Source organism: Larkinella terrae (assembly GCF_009668025.1).
Taxonomy (GTDB): domain Bacteria; phylum Bacteroidota; class Bacteroidia; order Cytophagales; family Spirosomataceae; genus Larkinella; species Larkinella terrae.
This window is the reverse complement of sequence record NZ_WJXZ01000015.1, coordinates 333,114-355,180: the sequence shown is the minus strand read 5'-3', so window position 1 is coordinate 355,180 and position 22,067 is coordinate 333,114. Positions and strand designations below refer to the sequence as shown.

Annotated in this window: 14 protein-coding genes; 8 read left to right on the top strand and 6 right to left on the bottom strand. The window is 53.7% G+C overall.

The features are described 5' to 3' along the window. Window positions 1–96 precede the first annotated feature (96 nt). The 3 genes from GJJ30_RS30695 to GJJ30_RS30685 all read right to left on the bottom strand — a co-directional run bounded on the left by GJJ30_RS30695 (window position 97) and on the right by GJJ30_RS30685 (window position 6,250). The gene (locus GJJ30_RS30695) at window positions 97–1,605 is read right to left on the bottom strand and encodes a RagB/SusD family nutrient uptake outer membrane protein (RefSeq protein WP_154179053.1); all 1,509 of its coding nucleotides are present in this window, start codon (window positions 1,603–1,605) and stop codon (window positions 97–99) included. 20 nt (window positions 1,606–1,625) lie between these two features. Further along, window positions 1,626–5,036, bottom strand: coding sequence for a SusC/RagA family TonB-linked outer membrane protein (locus GJJ30_RS30690; protein WP_170299312.1), 3,411 nt, complete (start codon window positions 5,034–5,036; stop codon window positions 1,626–1,628). A gap of 197 nt (window positions 5,037–5,233) precedes the next feature. Then, on the bottom strand, window positions 5,234–6,250 hold the full coding sequence (locus tag GJJ30_RS30685; RefSeq protein WP_170299311.1) for a FecR family protein: 1,017 nt from the start codon (window positions 6,248–6,250) through the stop codon (window positions 5,234–5,236). Window positions 6,251–6,398: 148 nt separating this feature from the next. Here GJJ30_RS30685 and GJJ30_RS30680 point away from each other — a divergent pair, with 148 nt between their 5' ends. Then, window positions 6,399–6,995 carry a sigma-70 family RNA polymerase sigma factor gene (locus GJJ30_RS30680; RefSeq protein ID WP_154179051.1) on the top strand — a complete coding sequence of 199 codons (597 nt, stop codon included), beginning with the start codon at window positions 6,399–6,401 and terminating at the stop codon, window positions 6,993–6,995. 6 nt (window positions 6,996–7,001) lie between these two features. Here GJJ30_RS30680 and GJJ30_RS32480 read toward each other — a convergent pair whose 3' ends face one another. The 3 genes from GJJ30_RS32480 to GJJ30_RS30665 form a co-directional block, all read right to left on the bottom strand. Further along, the gene (locus GJJ30_RS32480) at window positions 7,002–8,339 is read right to left on the bottom strand and encodes a bile acid:sodium symporter family protein (RefSeq protein ID WP_229313565.1); all 1,338 of its coding nucleotides are present in this window, start codon (window positions 8,337–8,339) and stop codon (window positions 7,002–7,004) included. 59 nt (window positions 8,340–8,398) lie between these two features. Then, on the bottom strand, window positions 8,399–10,285 hold the full coding sequence (locus GJJ30_RS30670; protein ID WP_154179050.1) for a LamG-like jellyroll fold domain-containing protein: 1,887 nt from the start codon (window positions 10,283–10,285) through the stop codon (window positions 8,399–8,401). A 90-nt stretch (window positions 10,286–10,375) separates the two neighbouring features. After that, the gene (locus GJJ30_RS30665; RefSeq protein ID WP_154179049.1) at window positions 10,376–10,927 is read right to left on the bottom strand and encodes a cupin domain-containing protein; all 552 of its coding nucleotides are present in this window, start codon (window positions 10,925–10,927) and stop codon (window positions 10,376–10,378) included. Window positions 10,928–10,980: 53 nt separating this feature from the next. Between GJJ30_RS30665 and GJJ30_RS30660 the strand changes: the two genes are divergently transcribed. The 7 genes from GJJ30_RS30660 to GJJ30_RS30630 all read left to right on the top strand — a co-directional run bounded on the left by GJJ30_RS30660 (window position 10,981) and on the right by GJJ30_RS30630 (window position 21,921). Continuing rightward, the gene (locus GJJ30_RS30660; protein ID WP_154179048.1) at window positions 10,981–11,589 is read left to right on the top strand and encodes a TetR/AcrR family transcriptional regulator; all 609 of its coding nucleotides are present in this window, start codon (window positions 10,981–10,983) and stop codon (window positions 11,587–11,589) included. A 155-nt stretch (window positions 11,590–11,744) separates the two neighbouring features. Then, window positions 11,745–13,847 carry a right-handed parallel beta-helix repeat-containing protein gene (locus GJJ30_RS30655; protein ID WP_154179047.1) on the top strand — a complete coding sequence of 701 codons (2,103 nt, stop codon included), beginning with the start codon at window positions 11,745–11,747 and terminating at the stop codon, window positions 13,845–13,847. Between the two features lie 16 nt (window positions 13,848–13,863). Further along, window positions 13,864–14,307, top strand: a complete 444-nt coding sequence (locus GJJ30_RS30650) for a DUF1801 domain-containing protein (protein WP_205880632.1) — start codon at window positions 13,864–13,866, stop codon at window positions 14,305–14,307. A 26-nt stretch (window positions 14,308–14,333) separates the two neighbouring features. Continuing rightward, on the top strand, window positions 14,334–15,596 hold the full coding sequence (locus tag GJJ30_RS30645; RefSeq protein ID WP_154179046.1) for an SGNH/GDSL hydrolase family protein: 1,263 nt from the start codon (window positions 14,334–14,336) through the stop codon (window positions 15,594–15,596). Window positions 15,597–16,227: 631 nt separating this feature from the next. Further along, window positions 16,228–17,871 carry a TldD/PmbA family protein gene (locus GJJ30_RS30640; protein WP_154179045.1) on the top strand — a complete coding sequence of 548 codons (1,644 nt, stop codon included), beginning with the start codon at window positions 16,228–16,230 and terminating at the stop codon, window positions 17,869–17,871. Between the two features lie 156 nt (window positions 17,872–18,027). Further along, entirely contained in the window at window positions 18,028–19,377 is a 1,350-nt protein-coding gene (locus tag GJJ30_RS30635) for a TldD/PmbA family protein (RefSeq protein WP_154179044.1), read from the top strand. 78 nt (window positions 19,378–19,455) lie between these two features. Further along, the gene (locus GJJ30_RS30630) at window positions 19,456–21,921 is read left to right on the top strand and encodes a hypothetical protein (RefSeq protein WP_154179043.1); all 2,466 of its coding nucleotides are present in this window, start codon (window positions 19,456–19,458) and stop codon (window positions 21,919–21,921) included. Window positions 21,922–22,067 lie beyond the last annotated feature (146 nt).

The following is a 22,067-nucleotide window of genomic DNA, read 5'->3' as shown; positions in this document are numbered from 1 at the left end:
TGTACCTACGGCACGTCTGAAAATCTCATTTGAACTTTTTGCTACAAACATTTTGTGCCGATGGCACTGAAACAGTTCCAATGATGCAAGTCATCATCAATACCCCGGATTCTGTTTCATGTCCGGGTTGATAATGATCTCGCCAATGGGAATCGGGTACAGTAAATCCCGGTCGGTGACGTTAAAAGCAGCGGCTGCGGGCGCACTACCCACGGGGTAATAGTATTTCTGCGGATTGGCTTTGATCCGGGCGCCATACTCACTCATCGTCTTGACGGCCAGGCCACTGCGCACCAGATCATGCCAGCGTTTGTTCTCGAAAGCCAGCTCGATCCGGCGTTCGCGCCAGATGGCCTCGCGCAGGGTAGTTTGGCTGGTGGCGGTGGTGTTGGGCAATCCCGCCCGCGTCCGGACCTGATTCAAAAAAACGCCCGCATCCGCCGAACGGCCCTGCTCGTTGGCCGCTTCCGCCAGCAGCAGCAACACTTCCGCATACCGATACACCGGCCAGTTGACTCCGGTTTCGCCGTAGCGGGCGTGCGGAAACTGGTATTTTTTGATGTAAGGCGTGTTTTTATACGTAACACCCACCAGCGGGGAGGTGCCGGAATAAAATCCGATGGACGCTTTATACCGCTTGTCTTTGAGCGTATCCTCGTAGGCCGCCAGCAAATCCGGGGTCGGCGTGTTGTAGCAGCCATCCGTGTTCGACGATGAGGGTTTGACGCCCGTAATAACGGACGGATCGGTCAAAACCGGCAAAAACCGGTATGGCAAATAATTGCTGACGGCCTGCGAAGTGCCTTCGGCGTACTGGACATCGAAAACCGTTTCGGCATTTCCCTTGTTTGTCGGTTTGAAAATGTCACCGTATTCCGCCAGCAGCATGTAGCCCTGCGTGGTTACCGATTTCAGGGCCGTTTCGGCTTCGGGCCAGCGTTTCAGGTTGATGTACACATCGCCCAGTAAGGTGTAAGCCGATCCTGAACTCGCCCGGCCGATGGTCTGTGTGGCGCGGTTGGGCAGTAATTTGGCGGCCTGTTCGGCGTCGGCGATAATTTGTTTGTAGACCTCGGCGACCTCGGTGCGCGACTTGAACGTGTCTTTGTACGAACTGGCGGGTTCCAGAAAAACCGGCACCCCGCCGAAATTTTTGACCAGATCGAAATAGGCAAAAGCACGTAAAAAATACGCCTGGCCTTTCAGATTATCCTTCACGGCCTGCGCAAAATCGATGTTGTCGATCGTGCTCAACACCTGATTGGCGCGCGAAATAATGAGGTAGTCGTTGGTCCACTTGCCGGCGGTATTGCGGTTATTGTTTTCGATGGTAAACGTCGACGGATCTTCTTCCGGTTTGGGACCGCGCTGGGCGATGTTGAACACAAAATGCGTGTTGTCGGAACGCATCTCGTTCAGCACCCAGTCCTGATTATAAAGCGGTTGCAGGGGCGCATAAATACCGCCGACGGCCTGTTCAAAATCCGCCTGCGACTGGTAAAAATTGGCGGGCGTCAGCACGGTTTCGGGAACTACATCCAGAAAATCCTTGCAGGCACCAACGGTTAACAGCAGGATTCCCGCGAGTATAAATCGAGTTTTCATGGTAGATCGAGTTTGATGGGTTAGAAACCGACGTTGACGCCAAAACTGACCGTTCGCGGTACGGGATACGAATTTTCGTCAATGCCCGGCGAACTGCCGCTGGCCGAATTCCGCGTATTGACCTCCGGATTCGGGCCGGGGTATTTGGTGATAATGAACGCATTCTGAACGCTGCCGTAGACCCGCAACCGCCGGATGGGGCCGCTCGCTTTCAGCGGAATGGCATACCCGATGGTGATGTTTTTGAACGATAGGTAACTTCCGTCTTTGATGTACCGCGTATGCCAGCGGTCGCGTTCGAGGTAGGTGGTTCCCTGTTGCGTGCTGCCGTATTTGCCCGCACCCGGATTTTCCGGCGATTTCCAGCGGTCTTTTACCTCCTGGAGGACATTGAAAACGCCATCCAGGTTGGTCGTCCAGTTTTCGTATTGCGTCAGAATCTGGTTGCCGTAGGTGCCGGTGAGGGTCAAAGAGCCGTCGAAATTACCGTAGGTAAACGTGTTGGTCATCCCGAAAATGAAGTCCGGCCAGGGGTTGCCAATGTCGGTGTAATCTTCCGGGAACGTAATTTTTCCGTCGCCGTTCAAGTCCCGGAACTTGATTGTTCCGACCTGTGAATCAGCGTATTTGGGTGAACTGTCGAAATCAGCTTTGTTGACATAAACGCCGTCCTGAACCGCGCCGTAGAACATGCCGACGGGGTGGCCGACCTGCGAGCGGTGGCTGTAAAAACCGTAGCTCAGGATGCCGTGGAAGAGGGCCGTGGTTTCTTTCGTCGTCAGGCTGACGGTTTTGTTGCGGTCGAACGAGATGTTGAAATTGGTGTTCCACGAAAACCGCCGGGTGTTGACGTTGTAGGTGTTGATTCCGATTTCGTGCCCCCAGAGTTTCAGTTCGCCGATGTTGGTCTGAATGTTACTGAAACCGGATGATTGGGGAACTGCAACGTTAAAAAGTAGATCACTGGATTTCGTCGAATAATAATTGTACGTGAGCTGGATGCGGTCGTTCAGAAAATAGATGTCGGCACCCAGGTTGAATTGCTTTTTGCGTTCCCAGCCTAAGTTGCTATCCCCCAGGTTGTTGGTGGCCCTGCCCTGAAACAGCGTGTTACCAAAGGCGTAGAAAACCGGGCTGACGGTGGAGCGAAAGGTGTAGTTTCCGATGTCAAAATTGCCGGTTGTGCCGTAGCTGGCGCGAATTTTCAGGAACGAAACCGGCTTGATTTTCCAGAAATCTTCCTTCGACACAATCCAGCCCACCGAAGCTGAAGGGAAGTTTCCCCAGCGATTGTCGGGACCAAACCGCGATGAGCCATCCCGGCGCACCGAGGCCGTGAAGAGGTATTTGCTTTTGTAATTGTAATTCAAGCGCGCGAGGTAGGAGAGGAGCGCCCATTCCTGCACGCCACTGGTAACGACCACCCGACCGGCCGCACTGACGGCCTGAATCTTGTCGTCGGCATAGTTGGTGGCGGTCACGAGTGTGCTTTCGCCCCGGTAGCGCTGCGCGGTGAAATCGACAAGCGCGTCGAGGCTGTGCCCGTTGAAATCGGTCTGGTATGTAAGCGAATTTTCGTTTATCCAGTTGTACGAGCGGGCGGTATTGTCTGACCCAAACGGAATCCGGGGCGGGGGCGTAAACATCACCCCAATCGTTGACGGGTTGAACTGGAACGTATTGGAGTTGCTCAACTGCACATTCACCGTCGTTTTGGCGGTCAGCCCTTTCATGATTTTGTATTCGACAAAGGCATTCGACAGCAGTTGCAGGTTTTTGCCCTCATACACCTTCTCTTTGGCCACCCGTAGCCAGTTCGGATTGCCGAACGTGGCCGGGTCCGAAGCCGTTAGCGTCAGGCTGCCATCGGGGTTGTACGGACTGGCGAGGGGCGTGGTGGCCAGGGCTGCCGAGACAATGTTTTCGGAACCATACGGGCCGCCGTCGGTCGCAAAGTTGGTGTTGGTTGCGTAGTTCGGTGCCACATTGAAACCAATTTTGACCTTGTCACTGGGTGTAAAAACCGAGTTGACGCGCAGCGAAAGCCGTTGATACCCCGTGCCGACAATAACGCCCTGCTGGCTGAAATAACCGCCGGTAACCGAGGTGGTAAAGTTTTTCATGCCCGCGTTGACGGTCAGGTTATAGCTCTGGATGGGGGCGGTTCGGGTAATGGCGTCGTACCAGTCCGTGCCTTTGCCGGCGTATTGGGAAGGATTTTGAAAAACCGCATTGACCGGACGACCATTCTGCTCGGCGATTTCTTTCTGGAATTGCGCGTATTCTTCCGCATTCATCATCGTCAGCCGGCGCGATTTCGGGATTTGTTCAAAACCGTAATACGCGTTGAAATCGATCATCGTTTTCCCGGCAACCGCGGTTTTGGTCTGGATCAGCACCACGCCGTTGGCGGCCCGCGAACCGTAGAGCGACGATGCGGCCGCGTCTTTCAGGATGGTAATACTCTCAATTTCAGCAGGATTGATGGTGTTGATATTGCCGGAAATCGGCATGCCGTCCACGACATACAGCGGGTCAGCTCCGGCGGTGATCGAAACCGCCCCCCGGATTTTGATGTTCATGCCCTCGCCGGGTCGTCCGGAGGTCTGGTCGATGCGAACCCCGCTCAGTTTTCCCTGCAGCAATTGGCCCACCTGCGCCACGGGAGCGTCTTTCAGCTGTTTGTCCGAAATTGTGGCAATGGCGCCGGTAATGTCTTCTTTCTGTTGCGTTCCGTAGCCCACCACCACCACTTCGGCCAGGGCTTTGGTGTCGGTTTTCAGTAAAATGTCAACGGTCGACTGGTTGCCGACGACAACTTCCTGAGGCAGATACCCCACGAATGAGAACACCAGCGTCGCATTTCCGTCGGGCACGGCGAGCGTATAGCGCCCTTCGGCGTTGGTGGTGGTGCCGCGTTGCGAACCTTTCATGACTACGCTCACGCCCGGCAGCGGTTCGTTTTTTTCGTCGGTTACTTTGCCCGAAATCGACAGATTGGCTTCGGGTTGAACCTGAATTGGTGTGATTTCCCGCATGAACTCACTGGTATTCAGGAATGAAGTCTTTTTTCGGTTTCGCTTGAGAACGATCTGCTCGTTGGTGGACTTGTATTCAATTTGCAGGGGCAACAGCAGCCGGTCGAGCACGGTCGAAAGGGGTTCGTTCAGTGCCGTGATGCTCACTTTTTCATCGACCGGGATCATATTCCGGCTGTAAGCAAACCGCACTTTGGCCCTGCTTTCGATTTCGGAAAGCGCTTTTTGTAACGGTATATTTTCAGCTTTCAGGCTAACATTTCGTTTGAGAAGATCCTGTGCGTCGGTTTCGCGGGCGTAGGCAACGGCCGTAATAAAACCGATCAGCAGGAGTTGGAGTACCGATAACCGCATAAGGACATAGGCTGTCTTGCTTTTTAGAAAAAAATGCATAGGTTTGGGTGGTTAAATTGAACAATAGAAGCCCGTCATCACCTTCCGAGTGATGGAAATTTGGAGAGCTTGTTCAGAATCAGGAGTGCCGCAATCACTCCTGATTTCCTTTAAAAGCGTAAAAAGAGCGTTGGCTTTTGTTTTGGCATAGAAGGGGGTTTAAAGGGTTAGGTAGTCGATTCTCTTCCGGTATTGTTTTACTCCGCAGGGGCGCAGCCTTCGCCGTCGATCACAATACTATCTCCGCGCATTTCGTAGGTTGCTTCCACCAACTGGGTTGTTATTTCCAGAATTTCGGCCAGCCGATTGTGGTCAAACGTCGCTTTCAGGCGGCAATTCGCCAGATTCGGATTGGCCAGTGTGATTTTGACGCCGTACTTCTTTTGTAACTGCATCGCAATATTCGATAGCTTTTCGTCTTCAAACGTGAGGGAAATGGGTTGCCAGGTGTCGACCCGCTCCGGAGAATTCGGGATTTCCGTGGACGTCAGCAGCCCCGAAGCCACTTCAAAAACCGCCTGCTGACGGGGCAATAACAGCACTGATTTCTCCTGCCCTTTGCCATCGGGTGCCGACACCGACACCTTGCCAGTTACAACCGAGACTTCATATCGTGACTGATCGGCGTTGGATTTGACGTTGAAACTTGTCCCCAGCACCTTCACCAGCAGCGAGTTACTTTTCACGAAAAAGGGCCGCGCGGGGTCTTTCGTCACTTCAAAAAAAGCTTCTCCTTCGATAGTGACTGTGCGCGATGTTTCGGAAAACGCATTGTCGGCATACCGAATCGCTGCGTTGGGGTTCAGCCAGACCTTGCTGCCATCCGGCAATTGATGACGGATGACCTGTTTCTGCGTATTGACAATGGATCGTGCCTGAGCCATCCGTTCCGGGGGTGACTGGGTGCTGTTGCGGTAGAAATAAAATCCTAAGCCGCTCACGATCAAAATGATGGCTGCGGCAGCAAAGCGCCAGAAGTCCGGCACGAACGAACGGACATTGCTGGCCAACTCCGGTTGCGGGTCGATCCCGGTTTTGAGGTTGACGATTTCCTGTACTTTTTTCAAATGGCGGGCCTGGTCGAATTCGCGGGCGTTGGAATCACCGGCGTTCAGGGCCGCGTACCATTGCTCCACCTGTTCAACTTCTTCCGCGTTGCAATTTCCGGCCAGGTATTTTTTCAGTAGGTCGGGCGAAATGGCATTTTTGCTCATAGGTTTGGTCGGTCGGCTTCCCATTTGGTGGCCGCTCTGAAGATAAGACGCACGAAAACGCGGCAACCCTGGTGGGATTTGAAGAAAGTTTATAACAAATACTATCTGAAAGCTTAGTATACTTGCAGTCAGCATGTTTTAAGAGTGGATGCACAACCCGTACCGCGATCGTGACGCCCAGGCATTGTGGCAATTGGTGAAGGAGGAGGCTGATGCAGCCGCCTTCGCGGAACTGCACGCCCGTTTTTCGGCGAAACTCTACGCCCTGGCGTTTCGCAAAACCGGTGACAGCGACGTGTCCGAAGATTTGGTGCAGGATTTATTTGTCACACTCTGGGTGCAGAAAGAAACGCTGACCATCGACAAAGCCATTCAGGTGTATTTGTTTTCGGCGCTCAAAAACCGCATCATTTCGCATTTCCGAAAACAACTTCTCCACAATTCGGTGTCGCTGGACGAGGTGTATCCGGAAGCACTGGTTACGCATTCCGCCAACGTGGTGCAGGATTGGATTCAACTCCGGGAAGTACAGGAGGTTTACCTGCGCGAATTGCAAGGTTTACCCGAAAAAAGCCGGGAGGTTTTTGAGCTGAGCCGCAGCGGGCTGACCAACCGGGAAATAGCCGAACAACTCGGTCTGGCCGAAAAAACCATCGAATTTCACATCAGCAAATGCCTGCGCGTTTTGCGGGTCAAGTTACTGTATATGGTCGGTCTCGTATCAGCCTTGTGGCTATTTCCCTGACCATTTTCAGCGGGAAAGTTGGTTCGTTTGCAGCGCCGGTTGTTCCGGTTTGGCGGGCGATTCTCCAGCGGTCTTCTCTGCCGTCGGTCGTTTCCGAAACCAGTTTGCGAGGGCCGAACCGGTGACATTCTGCAAAGGGCCGAAGATGGCCGACGCCAGCCCCAGCGTGGCAACCTTTCCCATTTTCAGCGCCAGGCCGGTGGCGACTCCGCCGTTTTGCATTCCGACTTCAAACGCAATCGTCCGTCGGTCGCGCTCCGGCAACCCGAAAAGCAGGGCCGTAAAGTAGCCGATGCTCAAACCGATGACATTGTGTAAAAGGCAGGTAATGATCAGCCAGCCACCGACTTGCAGTAAATTGTCGCGCCCGGAAGCCGTGATGATCACCGTGTTGATGACAATGCCGAGCATGGCGACAAACGAAAGACCGCTCTCGATCATCGGCCGGTCGATGGTTTTGGCCCTTCTGAAAAAAATGGCACTGACCATTGGCAGCAGGTAAAACCAGAACGACGAACTGAGCAGTTCCATCAGAAAACCGTACCCATCGGTTTTCGTCACCACCATCATGATCAGGTTGGTTACCAGAATGATACCGGCAAAGGCGATGAGCTGAACGGTTCGGGCGCGAGGGGTTTCGTTGCCAAAATAAAACAGGTTGAAAATAAAACCGGCCAGAATCGGGATGATGATCATGTTAGTGATGTCGATCATCATGTGCGCAATGTCGATTTCGACGTATTGCCCGCCCAGCCATTTCATCAGAAACGGGGTGACAAACGGCGACAGAATGGTGGAACAAGCCCCGATGGTGACGGCCAGCGCCAGATTTGCGCCCGACAGATACGACATCACGTTGGACGCCATCGCGCTGGAAACGCAGCCGATCAGAATAATACCCCCCGCAATTTCGGGCTCAAAATCAAACAGATGCGACAGCGAAAAACCGACCAGCGGCATCACCAGAAAATGGCAGCAAATTCCAATCAAAACCCCTTTCGGCATCCGGACTACTCCCTTAAAATCATCAAAACTCATGTGTGAACCCATGCCGAACATGGTGAGTTGCACGAATGGCACGATCAGTCGCTTCAGTTGAAAACCGCCGACGGTGAAGAAATAACTGGGGTAAAACATTGCCAGCGTAACGGCCGCCAGAATCCAGACGGTGTAGGAAAATCCCTTCAATTGGGCAAAACCCCGGAACGCCAGCGCGAGCAGGACCAGCGCCAGCATCAGCAGCGGGCCGGTTGCCGACACCTGGTCGGAGCTATACAGGACTGCCGAACTGCCGAAGGCCAGGCCGGACAAAATGAGCAGCACAAGGGAAAGACGACGCGGCATGATCGGTTTTTGATTTGTTTCTTAATAAGCTCAATACCAGGCCAGAATACTCATGAAAGTTACGGTGCGGTTTTCTGCGTCTGGTAGTTTCCGATGGCTTCCGAAACCGTCAGCGCCCGGTTATAAATCGAAAGCTGGCGAATCCGCCCGTTGATTGCCGCACCAAGACGAATTTGGGAAGCCCCGGCGGCTGACTTCAAATACGGATTAAACCGTCCCCAGCCGAAGGGGCGGGTGTCGCCACCGTCGTTCAGCTTGCCGTCGACCACGAAGGCAATGATGTGCGGACCGCCGTCGACGATGAGGCTGAGGTGGTGGTTCTGATTAGCTTTCAGCAAACCCTGATCGCAGGGCCAACTGGCCTGGGTTCGCCCGTCGTTCATCGAAAACTCAACGGTTTTGGCGTCGGTGGTTCGTAAAAACCAGCCTTTGCCGCTGGGGTCGCGGGCGTCGAGCAGGATCTGATTATCAGACAGATTTGTCAGGGTAAAATCAAGGTCGATCGTAAAACCGTTCGGAACATTCAGGCCCGGTTGTTCCAGTTTTCTGGTATCGCGTCTGTAAAATTCGGGCATAGCCGGAGCGGCCACGGTTTGCGGAAATTTCCCCGATTGGTACGACCAACTGGTCACCGGACCGGCCTGCGTTTTCTGCCGATTGTCGAACTGGTTCCACAAACCGCTCAGCAGGCTTTCGTTGATTTTGTGGACGCGGGCGATGTCTTTCTGCGTTTCCGTGATGTAATAGGCCCCTTTGTCTTCCACCAGATCGGGATAACTCATCCGAATCAGCGGATCTTCGTCGTACAGTAAAATTTCCGGCTGCGTCCATTTGATGATTTTTCCCTTGGGTGAATCGACCTCCAAACCGCCCGAAATCCAGGCGGGATTCCGGTCATCATACGCCATGTTGCGCCGGTTGGGATGTTCACGGATAAACCGCCCGCCGTGGTTGTGAAACCAGTACAGATACTTTCCATTCTCGCATTTCCAGACAAAATTAGCCGCTCGCGGGTGCTTCACCAACTGGCCGTTGCCGTACCGCAGGTATTGGGGCGGTTCCCAGGTATGCCCGGCGTCACGGCTGTACGAATAGGCCGGATGTCCGTCGATCGTGCGGTACACGCAGTAAAAAGAACCGTCGCTCAGAACTACGAAGTTTTGCTCCTCGGCAATCGGACCGCCGACGCCTGCGGGTGTCCGCAAGCCGATTTCGCCGTCGGGCAGGGTATTCCAGCGGGCTTGTGCCGGATCGGTTGCGGTTAATAAATCCGGACTCTGGAGCAAAGCGCCTTCGCTCGATGTGAAAAAACCGTCGCCAAAACCGCCCACTTTATGGATGGGAACATACGCGGATTCCTTGTATGTAAACGCCCGCCCGACATTCCAGAAATACTGAATTTTGCCCTGATACGGATTCTTCCTGTCGATTTCGAAATTTCGAACCGGGATCGGAATACGGTTGGCCGACCAGCTTTTGCCGTTGTCGTCGGAATACTTAAAGACAAAATACCCCTGACTATCCACCCGTTTGACCAGACCGTCTTTATACGGCGGATTGTCGCCTTTGACCGCCCGAATGTTGTCGGTGTTGTGGTTGTAGAAAACGAAAATCCGGCCCGAGGACGCTTTCAGGAGCACGGCATACGATGCTTCCGGCCCGTCGCCGGGCTCAATATCCCGTTTGTCAATCCAGGTTTTGCCCTGATCCAGACTCCGCTGGGAGATGATGTGCTGACCGGAAGCACCCTCGTGGCCGGTGCCGGTGGTCAGCACGCACAGCCACGCACCGTCGTTGGTTTTGACGATGTACGGCTGATCGCTGTAGGTTTCGTCCGGAATAATGGTACCGGTTTTCAGGTCACGAACGTCCTGCGCAGAGAGCGGGCGGTTCAGAGTGGCGCATAGAAGCAGCGAGAGAATCGTTGTTGTAAGGTTCGATGCCATACCGGTGGGGTGGTTTTTCACAAAAGCCGGTCGCGTTCGGTAACTACCGGTCGCGATCGGACAGTCATGAAGACCCGCTAAACCGGTGACCTATTTCAGCGGCAGGGGCGCATCCGCAAAGTGCTTATATTTCCCGAGCAACCGACCAATCAGGTAGGTAATCGGAATAATCACTTTCCTGACGAAGGGCGGAATCTCGACCATGTCATATTCGTGGGCATACCGGGTGAGCAGGTAGGCGGCATCGAACGCTTCGGGTTGCGCCTTTCCGGATTTATTTTGGGCCGCATAGATCGCCGACAGGTAATAAACAATGCTGTTGGCGGGTTGTATCCAGCCGGTGCAGATCAGGGCTTCCTCACCGGCATTCCAGAACCGGTGGGGAACTCCGCGTTTAAACAGGACGCTGCTCCCCGCGTAGGCGTATTTCGGCTCCTGCCCCAATACCTGATAAGCCAGCTTGCCGGATACCACCGTCAGCTCTTCATCCTGCCGGAAATGCGTGTGCATGGGAGGGCCGGATTGGGGAGTTACCAGGTTCTCAACCAGTACTTTATCGCCCTCGGGGCCGGTTTCAATACCGAGAAATGTGAGCTTTTCGCCCAGGCAATTCTGAATCGTGTGAGGATATACAATGTTCATTGTTTTGTTAAGTTTTCCCAAACTTAGTAACTTTAGGACATTGTCCAAATTCTATGGTAACCAAAGAGGAAAAAATCGTCGCTAAAGCGTTAGAAATGTTCAATGAACGGGGAATTGAGTACGTTGGACTGCGGGAACTGGCCGCCGTGCTCGGTATTCGGGTAGGCAACATCACCTATTATTTCCCGACTAAAGATGATCTGGTGAACCGCCTGGCCCAGGATCTGTCGAAGTTGAACGAACAAATCATCGTGGAGGAAACCGGAACCCTGTTTTCGTTTCTGGATCGGTTTCGGAAAATTTTTGCGCACCATGTTCAGTACCGCTGCCTGCTGCTTAGTTTCGTGCACCTGATGGAACAGAATAAAGTGCTGTCAGAAAACTACAAGGAAACCGAGAAAAAGCGGTTTTCCTCGATTGTAGCCAGCCTGTCAGCGCTGCAACAGGCGGACTACCTGAGCCCGCAGGCCGACATTACTTTTCTGGTATCGGTTTTTACCCTGACGGCCCGTTTCTGGATTTCCGAAGCCAGCCTGTCGTTTCGCCACCTAAGTCCGCCGGAGCAAATGGCTCATTACCTTACATTACTGGCGAAACTCGTCATACCGTATGCGACGGAAAAAGGACGAGCCGATGTACAACGGTTTTTGGCGGGTCTATAAGGGCCCCGGTTTGGTAGCCGAACGGGCTTCTTCCCGGAAAAACAGGTTAAAAAGTCCGGTTTTCGCCGGAGTGTTTGCATTTAACCGCTGTGCCGATAGTAAGAAGTTTCGCCGGGCTGCTTTTGCTTCCAGTTTCTAACCCCTGAATACTGCCCATGTGTAACCGGTTTTTCCTGCTTTCCTGCCTTTGGCTCCTTGCCACCGATGCGTTTTCCCAGACGATTTACGTGGCTCCTTCGGGAAACGATCAGAATCCCGGAACCCTCCAGAAACCGCTGGCAACGCTCACCGGCGCCCGCAACCGCGCCCGTCTGCTGCGACGGCAAAAACCGCCCATCAAACCCATCGAAGTTGTCGTTCGGAAAGGCGAGTACCTGCTGACGGAACCGCTGGTGTTGTCTGCCGAGGATTCCGGTTTGGAAACCGCTCCGCTCGTTTTCAGGGGCGAAGCGGGCAGCACTCCGGTTTTTTACGGCGGCATGCGCCTGAAAAAGTTTGAGAAAGTTTCGGATGAACTCTGGAAAACGGATGTTCCGGAAGTGCGCCGGTACGGCTGGCTGTTCGAGCAGTTGTACGTCAACGGGCAGCGGGCCACCCGCGCTCAGACGCCCAACAACGGTTTTTTTCAGCCGAAAGCCGTTTCCGAAACCATTCTGAACAAAGGAACCGGGCGATTATCCGATTTGGCCGCTCAGAAAGTTACCGTTCCGATCGAGAGTATGCCCTGGTTTTCAAAGCTTTCGGAAGCCGATCTGGCCAAAACGGTAGTGACATTTTACCACAACTGGGACAATACGCGCAAACCGGTTCTTTCGGTGAGCGAAGCCGACACGGCTATCTACATTACCGGCGAAGGCATGAAGCCGTGGAATAAAATTACCAGCCACTCGTTGTTCGTCATCGAAAACCTGCGGGCTGCACTGGACGCGCCCGGCGAGTGGTTTCTGGAGAAAACCGGTACGCTGTATTACCGCCCCCGGCCCGGCGAAACCATCGACAAAATCACGGGTTTTGCCCCGGTCAACGAGAAATTTGTCGTGATTAACGGCGATGAAAAAGCCGGTCGGCGCGCGTCGAACATCCGGTTTGAAAACCTCTCGTTTCAGATCGCCGGTTACCAGATGCCCGCTTTTGGCGTCGAGCCCGAGCAGGCGGCAGCGCGGGTGGAAGCGACGGTTCAACTGGATTTTGCCGACAAGATCAGCTTTATCAACTGCGAAGTGGCGCATACGGGCGGCAGCGGCATCTGGTTCCGGCGGGCTTGCGCCAACGGGCGCGTCGAGCGGTGTTACCTGCACGATCTGGGGGCGAGTGGCGTCAAAATTGGCGAAACCGTCATCCGGCCCGACTCCTCGGAGCTGACACACCACATTACCGTCGACAACAACATCATGCGATCGGGCGGTCACGTTTTTCCCTGCGCGGTGGCTTTGATTATTTTCAACGGACGGGATAACGTCCTGTCGCACAACGAAATCGCTGATTTTCGGTATTCCGGCGTGTCGGTGGGCTGGGTTTGGGGCTACGCCTTCAGTCCGTCGAAGCGAAACCGGGTCGAGTTCAACCACATTCACCATTTGGGCTGGGGCGTTCTGAGCGATATGGGCGGAGTCTATACGCTCGGCGTGTCGGAGGGAACGGTGGTATCGAACAACGTCATTCACCACATTTACGCCTTCGATTACGGCGGCTGGGGGCTGTATACCGACGAAGGTTCGACGGATATTGTGATGGAGAACAACCTCGTTTATGCTTGCAAAAGCTCCGGTTTTCACCAGCATTACGGCAAGGATAACCTCATTCGGAACAACATTTTTGCTGACAACATTAAGGCGCAGTTGCAGGCCACCCGCGTGGAACCGCACCGTTCGTTTCTGTTCACCAACAATATCATTTATTACAAAACCGGTACGCTCCTGAGCAGCAACTGGGCCAAATTTAACCTGCTCGCCGACCAGAATTGTTACTGGGATCCCCGCTCGAAAAATGAGCTGATGTTTGGTAAACAGACCGTGCAGGAATGGCAGCAGTCGGGCAAAGATCAGCATTCGATCATCGCCGATCCGGGATTTGTGAATCCGGAAGCCTTTGACTTTCGGCTTGCGAATACCGATGTGGTTCAAAAGATCGGTTTCAAACCGTTTGATTACAGCCAGGCCGGTGTTTACGGTACAATAGCCTGGAAAAACAAGGCCCGGCTTGATTCGGCAGTGGCGCAGGAATTTGACGAGATGGTCGCTCAGCACGAGAAAAAATAATCTACCTATTCGGACGATGGCTAATGCTTTGACCATACAGGAACAAATTGAAACGTATATTGCCAGTCAGCCTGAGCCCAAACGCAGCGATATGCAAGCGTTGCACCACCTCATTTTGCAACTCATGCCCGGCTGTCAAGTATGGTTTCTGGATGGTAAAAACGGTGAAAATAAAACGGTTTCCAATCCGAATATCGGCTACGGACTTTATACCATACGATATGCCGATGGAAAAACCAGGGAGTTTTATCAGATTGGTATGAGCGTGAACACCAGCGGAATTTCCGTCTATGTCCTTGGTATTGAAGATAAGACCTACCTGGCGAAGGCCTACGGAGAAAAGCTCGGCAAGGCGAGTATAAGCGGCTATTGCATTAAGTTCAAAAGCCTGAACGATATCAACATGGATGTACTTGAATCGGTAATCCGTTATGGAGTTGGGGTTACAAGTAAAAAATAAATTTTAAACGGAGACACAACCTGACTATGCGGTTTTTTATTTTCATACTTTTTTCAATTTCGTTAGCTACCTATTCCGTTCAGGCACAGACGGATACCTTGTCGGAAAACCGGGAATTTCTGGTTCGGGACGGCTTGCCCAATTTCTTTCAGAAGCTGCAGAAAGGCGGCCCGGTTTCGATTGCCTATTTTGGCGGCAGCATCACCGAAGCGGGCAACGGCTGGCGGGAACAGTCGCTGAAGTGGTTTCAGGAACAGTATCCAAAAGCCAGTCTGACGCACATCAACGCGGCCATCGGCGGAACCGGCTCGGATCTGGGCGTTTTCCGGCTGCAGCAACACGTGCTGGTTCACAAACCGGATTTGGTTTTCGTCGAATTTGCGGTCAACGACGGCAGCCAGCAACCGGCGAAAATTCACAAAGCAATAGAAGGAATTGTTCGGCAAATCTGGCGTCAAAACCGCAAAACCGATATTTGCTTCGTGTATACGCTGAACGCGTCGATGGCGCCGTCTTTGCTCGCACACCGAATGCCGAATTCGGTGCGGGCAATGGAAGAAATTGCCAATCACTACAAGATTCCTTCGGTGCATATGGGATTGGAAGTGATTCGGTTAGACCGGCAGGGAAAGCTGGTTTGGGGCGGTAAAAAAGAAGAGTTTCCGGATAAAGTGGTTTTTTCGCCCGACAAAACACACCCGTATTCCGACACCGGCCACCGTCTGTACACCGAAGCCCTCAGCCGGGCGATGCAGGAAATGAAGACCGTCGGCCGGCCGGGATCGCATGCGGTTCCGAAACCGTTCGTGTTCGACAACTGGGAGGATGCGCAGATGATTTCGGTGCAATCGCTCACCCGGCAAGGCGACTGGCAGGAGCTGACGCCAACTAATGACACGGTTGCCCGCCAGCTTCGAAACCGGTTTCCGTACCTGATCAAATCGAATCAGCCGGGCGCATCGATTCAATTCAAACTGAAGGGGACAATGGCGGGTTTATACGATGTCATTGGGCCCGGTTGCGGTCAGTATGCCGTCACGATCGACGGTACGCCGGGGGCTCTGTATCCCCGTTTCGACAGTTATGCCACCTATTACCGCTCGCACTATTTTTTTCTGCCGACGCTGGAAGCCGGAACGCACACCGTTACGCTGACGGTTTCGCCGGAGCCGCTAGACAAAGCCGCCATCCTGAAAAAACGGGATCAGACCATCACCGATCCGCGCCGGTATGCCGAAAATGCCGGTTATGCCAGCCAGTTACTGATCATCGGAAAGCTGGAAAAGTAACCGCCCGTTATCGAACAACCCCGGCGGGGTTGACTCTGGATAACCCCGGATGTAATCCGGGGAGCCCTAGCCAAACCGCTGTCGCACAACAACCCCAACGGGGTTGACTCTGGATAACCCCGGATGGAATCCGGGGTACCAAGCTAACCACTATCGCAGCAACCCCAACGGGGTTGACTCTGGATGACCCCGGATACAATCCGGGGTACCAGGATAATGCCTGCCTGCGGCAACCCCGGAGGGGTTGACTAACCATGCTCCTGTGACGTGGCTTCACTCTGGCTCCGGACTGTTCAAAGTCAACCCCTCCGGGGTTGTGATTGATATATGGGTTAGCTTGGTGCCCCGGATTGCATCCGGGGTTATCCACAGGCAACCCCGTTGGGGTTGCTGCGATAGTGGTTAGCTTGGTACCCCGGATTCCATCCGGGGTTATCCAGAGTCAACCCCGTTGGGGTTGTTGCCTTTTTGCATTAAAAGCAAACAGCTTTTTGCCCATCTGGCTATTTTTAACGATTTTCGTGTAGCAAAACTCACCGATTTTTCGACAGATTACCTTTTTTGCAGGAAGTAAATTCCAAATTTGTAGTATACCCTAACCAATCGCCATACACTAATTCATCAACAAAAAATGAGAAGAAGGGATTTTATCCAACTCTCCGGTTTGGGAATGAGTGCCCTGATGGGCAGCTCCATTCCCGTGCTGGGCAGTGCGGTTCCGTTGTCACAACTGCTAGAACCACGTGCCGATGCAGCCCTGAAAAAGAAGCTGGCCGACGTGGCCCTGAATGCGGCCAAAAGCAAAGGAGCGACGTATGCGGATGTGCGGATCGGGCGGTATTTGCAGCAATTCCTGTTCACGCGGGAAATGAAGGTGCAAAACATCACCAATGCGGAGTCGTACGGGGTGGGGATCCGGGTGATTGCCAACGGCACCTGGGGCTTTTCGGCCACCAGCGACGTCCGGCCCGAGGCCATTGCCAAATGTGCCGAAACCGCCGTGGCCATCGCCAAAGCCAATTCCAAACTTCAGAAAGAACCGGTCGACCTGGCTCCGCAGAAGGGCGTCGGCGAAGTAAGCTGGAAAACGCCTTTGAAGAAAAACGCTTTTGAGGTGCCGGTTCAGGAAAAAATCGATTTGCTGATGAAGGTCAACGGCGAAGCGATGAAAAACGGTGCCGGTTTTGTGACGTCTAACCTGTTCTTTATCAACGAACAAAAGTATTTTGCCTCGACGGACGGGTCGTATATCGATCAGGACATTCACCGCATCTGGCCGACGTTTACCGTAACGGCGGTGGACCGGCAGGCTGGAAAATTCAAAACCCGCGATGCGCTCAGTTCGCCCATGGGCATGGGGTACGAATACCTCGACGGCTCGGCATCCGACAAAATTGCCGGTCCGAACGGGCTGATCAGCTACCGCAATTCCTACGACATGGTGGAGGACGCGACCGCAGCGGCCCGGCAGGCCAAGGAAAAACTCGCGGCCAAACCGGTTCAGCCGGGGAAATACGACCTGGTGCTGGACCCCAATCACCTCGGCCTGACCATCCACGAATCAGTCGGCCACGCCACGGAACTCGACCGCGTGCTGGGCTACGAAGCCAATTACGCCGGAACGAGCTTCGCGACGCTCGACAAATGGAAATCGAAAAACTTTCAGTACGGCAGTAAACTGGTCAATATTGTGGCCGATAAAACCCAGCCGTACACCCTCGGAACCGTCGGCTACGACGACGAAGGTGTTCCCGGCAAAGAATGGGATTTGATCAAGGACGGTATTTTGGTGAATTACCAGGCCATTCGCGATCAGGTCAAAATTCTGGGCGGCACCGAATCGAATGGTTGCTGCTACGCCGACAACTGGGATTCGATCCAGTTTCAGCGAATGCCCAATGTGTCGCTAAAACCGTCGGCTGAAAAGCGCAGCGTTTCCGACATGATCAAGGGCGTTGATAAGGGCATTTACATTCTCGGGCGCGGTTCGTATTCCATTGATCAACAGCGGTATAACTTCCAGTTTGGCGGTCAGTTGTTCTACGAAATCAGGAACGGACAGATTGCCGGAATGCTCGACGATGTAGCCTACCAGTCGAACACACAGGAATTCTGGAACTCCTGCGCGCAGCTCTGCGACAAGGACGATTACCGGACATTCGGTTCGTTTTTTGACGGCAAGGGCCAGCCTTCGCAAGTGAGTGCCGTCTCGCACGGCTGCCCTTCTACCCGCTTCAACGGCGTCAATGTGATCAATACTGGGCGGAAGATTTGAGAATCAGTATTCGGTGTATTCAGTTTACGGTTTTCGGTGCGGTTCCCCGCCGGGACTGACGCGTGCTTAATGAAGTGCTACAGATGTGTAGAAATGTATGCGTCAGTCCCGGCGGGGAACCGCACCGAAAACCGTATACCGTAAACCTCCATAAACATGGCCATCCTAACGAAAGAAGAAGCGAAAAAGATAATTGATAAGGTTTTGGGGTATTCCAAGGCTGACGAAACCAGTGTGAGCTTGTCCGGAAACCGCACCGGTAACATCCGCTACGCCAGAAATACGGTTTCGACGAGTGGCGAGACCGATAACCTGGCGCTGGCCGTTACGGCGGTTTTTGGGAAAAAAGTCGGTTCGGCAACCATCAACGAATTTGACGACCAGTCGCTGGAAAAAACCGTCCGGCGGGCGGAGGAAATCGCGCAGCTGGCCCCCGAAAACCCGGAATATGTGCCGATGCTGGGGCCGCAGAAGTACATCGAAACCGCATCCTACGCCGAAAGTACGGCCAGGATCAATCCGGAGTTCCGGGCTCAGGCGGCTTTCGACAGCATTGAACCCTGTAACAAAAAGAAGTTGACCGCAGCCGGTTACCTGGAAGATACGACCGGTTTTTCAGCTATTGGCAACAGTAAGGGTTTGTTTGGTTACAACCCGTTTACGTCAGTTGCCTTTTCTGTGACAACCCGAACGGCCGACGGCACGGGATCGGGGTATGCTTCCCGCGATGTCAACGACGTGGCGAAATTAAGTACCAAAGAGGCCACTGAAGTAGCGATGGCCAAGGCACTGGCTTCCGTTAACGCCAAAGCCCTGGAACCGGGGAAGTACACGGTGATTCTGGAGCCGACGGCCGCTGGTGACCTCATTAACCTGATGATGGGCAGTCTGGATGCGCGGAACGCCGAAGAAGGCCGAAGTTTTCTGAGCCGGAAAGGCGGTGGGACGCGGCTGGGCGAGAAATTCTTCGACGAACGCATCACGATTTATTCCGATCCGGCCAATGTCGAAATTCCGGGTTCACCCTTTACCGGCGGTGGTGGCGGACGGTTTGGCGGGGGCGGAGTTGATGGCCGCCCGCAGGAAAAGACGCTGTGGGTCGAAAACGGCATCATCAAAAACATGAGTTATTCGCGGTATTGGGCGCAGAAAAACAACGTCAAGGCCGTGCCACCGTCCGGCGGCTTCATCATGCAGGGCGGCAATCAGTCGCTGCTTGATTTAATTAAAAGTACCCAAAAAGGGGTTTTGGTTACCCGGTTTTGGTACATCCGCGCCGTCGATCCGCAAACGCTGTTGTATACCGGTTTGACCCGCGACGGAACATTTCTGATCGAAAACGGACAGATCAAATACCCGATCAAGAACTTCCGGTTCAACGAAAGCCCGGTGATTATGCTCAACAACATTGAAGCCCTGGGAAAAGCTGTACGTTCAGCGGGGAACCTGATACCGCCGATGAAAATTCGCGATTTTACGTTCAGCTCGCTGTCGGATGCGGTGTAGTGCTTTTTCGCCCATTGGCAAAAACGGCAGGTGCGTGAAATAAACTCGTATTTTGCGCACCTACCCACTTTCATTCCCATGAACGGCCTGTTCCCGAATTATTTCCGAAGTATGGTTGGCCTGATCCTGCTGGCCGGTTTTTCAGCCTGGCGTCCACCGACTTCAACGACCTTTGCCACCGATTATCTCCGATTCAGTTTCGACCAGTCCGGTAATCTGTACAGCCTGATCGATAAAGCGACTTCCAGAGAGTATGTGCCCAGGGGCGAAACGGCGCCGTTGCTTTCGCTGATGCAGGATTCGGTCGTGATAAAACCGCTGGCGATGACGTATAATGCCGCCAAAAAGCGACTGATTCTGCAGTATCCCAACGGGTATTCGGCCACGATATTGGCCGAAAACAAAGGAAGTTACCTGCGTTTCGAACTGCTTTCGCTGACACCCCGCAACGATATAAAGCTGGTGGTCTGGGGGCCTTATCCGACTACAATTAGTCAGCAGATCGGCGAAACCGTTGGCGTGGTGCACGACGGAACGTTCGGGATCGGGATTCAGGCGCTGAACGTCAAAACACTGGGCGGTTATCCAACGTATGAGAATGACATCGACCCGGCTTACGACATTTTCCAGACCAATTCACTGGTGGATATTGCCAGCGATCAGAAAGTGCTTTACCGGGGGCAAACCGCAAAACCCACGTCGTCTGGCAGTGTTTTGCAAGCCTATTGCCGGAACCGGTTTACCGACCGGGTTATTGCCAACTGGGAACACAAAAACTATGTCGCCCCGGCTTTTAAAGACGGCGGTGTGATTGGTTCCAAAATCGCGTTGTGGGGTGCGCCTGAAGCGCAGCTTTTGCCGGTTATTGAGAAAATAGAGCTGGGTGAAGGGCTGCCGCACCCGATGCTCGACGGCGTGTGGGCCAAACGAAATCCACTGGCGACGGCGTCGTACCTCATCCTGAATTTTGGCGAAAACAACGTCGATGAAGTGATCAGCCTGACGAAAAAAGCCGGTCTGCAATACTTTTATCACGGTGGCCCGTTCGACACCTGGGGGCATTTTAAGCTGAACAGCAACGAGTTTCCGAACAACTGGGCCAGCCTGCGCGCATGTGTTGCGAAAGCCGAAGCCGCCGGGTTGAAGGTGGGTGTGCATACCTTGTCCAATTTTATTACGACCAATGATCCTTACGTAACGCCGGTTCCGGACCGGCGGCTGGCCAAAGTGGGTACAAGCGCGCTGACGGCTCCGGTCGACGAAAAGGCTACGCAGATCGTGATTCAGTCGCCCGAGTTTTTCAACCAAATGAAGAACAATACGCTCAAAGCCGTGGTGGTGGGCAGCGAGCTAATCCGATACCGGGCGGTATCGGCTACGGCTCCGTGGACGTTGCTGGATTGCGTGCGTGGCGCTTTCAAAACCACTCCGCAAAGCCATCCGTCGGGCGCGGAGATCGGTAAACTGATGGACCACGGCTACCAGGTTTTTCTGGCCGATTATCCGCTGCAGGAAGAAATGGCCGGTACACTGGCGAAACTCTACAACGAAACCGGGTTGCGCCAGATTTCGTTCGATGGGCTGGAGGGCACCTGGGCTACCGGCATGGGCCAGTACGGGATTCAGTTGTTTGTGAAAACCTGGTATGATCAGTTGAAACCGGGGTTGAAAGGCACCGTGATCACCGATGCCAGCACGCCGGGGCATTATTTCTGGCACTCGTTCACGCGCATGAACTGGGGCGAACCCTGGTATGCGGGCTTTCGGGAAAGCCAGACGCAGTACCGGCTGAAAAATCAGGATTATTTCCGGCGCAATCTCATGCCGGGCATGTTGGGCTGGTTTAGTATCAAGCCGGAAACCAGTCTCGAAGACCTGGAGTGGATGCTTGCCCGGGCCGCCGGTTTCGACGCCGGATTTGGACTGGCCACGTCGATCGATGATTTGCGCAAACACGGTTCCGGCGACGCGCTGTTAACGACCATCAATGTCTGGGAAACGGCCCGCCGGTCCGGTGTGTTTTCGGCGGAACAAAAACAGCAGTTGCGCGACATCAGCCGGGAATTTCATCTGGAAAGCGCGGGCGATGGCGTCTGGCGGTTAGCGCCGGTTCATCAGGCGTACCTGGTTCACGAACAGAAAGTCCGGCAACCCGGCGAACCGGTCGCTTCGACCTTCGCATTCACGAATCCGAATGCCGAACAACCGCTGCGGTTTACGCTGCAACTGCTGGCAGGCGAAAAAGGCATGAATTCCGTGCTGGAAAATCCGGTAATCGAAATCAATAACTACAGCCGGATCGAACTCCCGTTTTCACTGGACGAAAACCAGCTTGTGCAATGCGACGGAAAAACCGTAATGCTGCTGGATCGCCAGTGGCATCTGCTGAAAACCATTGATTTGCCCGCCGGTATTCCCAAACTGACCAACGGCTCCAACGTGATCCGGCTCGACGGTGTTTTTCGGGGATCGAAAACCGCAACGGCCAAAATGGAAATCCGCTCGATGGGTGAGCCGCTAGTGATCCGGAAAGGTGCCCGGTAAATGCTTCCCTGAAATAGCCAATATCCCGCAGAATGGGGGATCGTTTCGATGTAGGAATGTTGCATTTTAGCCGGAATCCAACTGGCTATTGACGATGCTCCGACGCCCGGAAGCCGGTTAGATTAAAGGAGGATTTACTATTATTT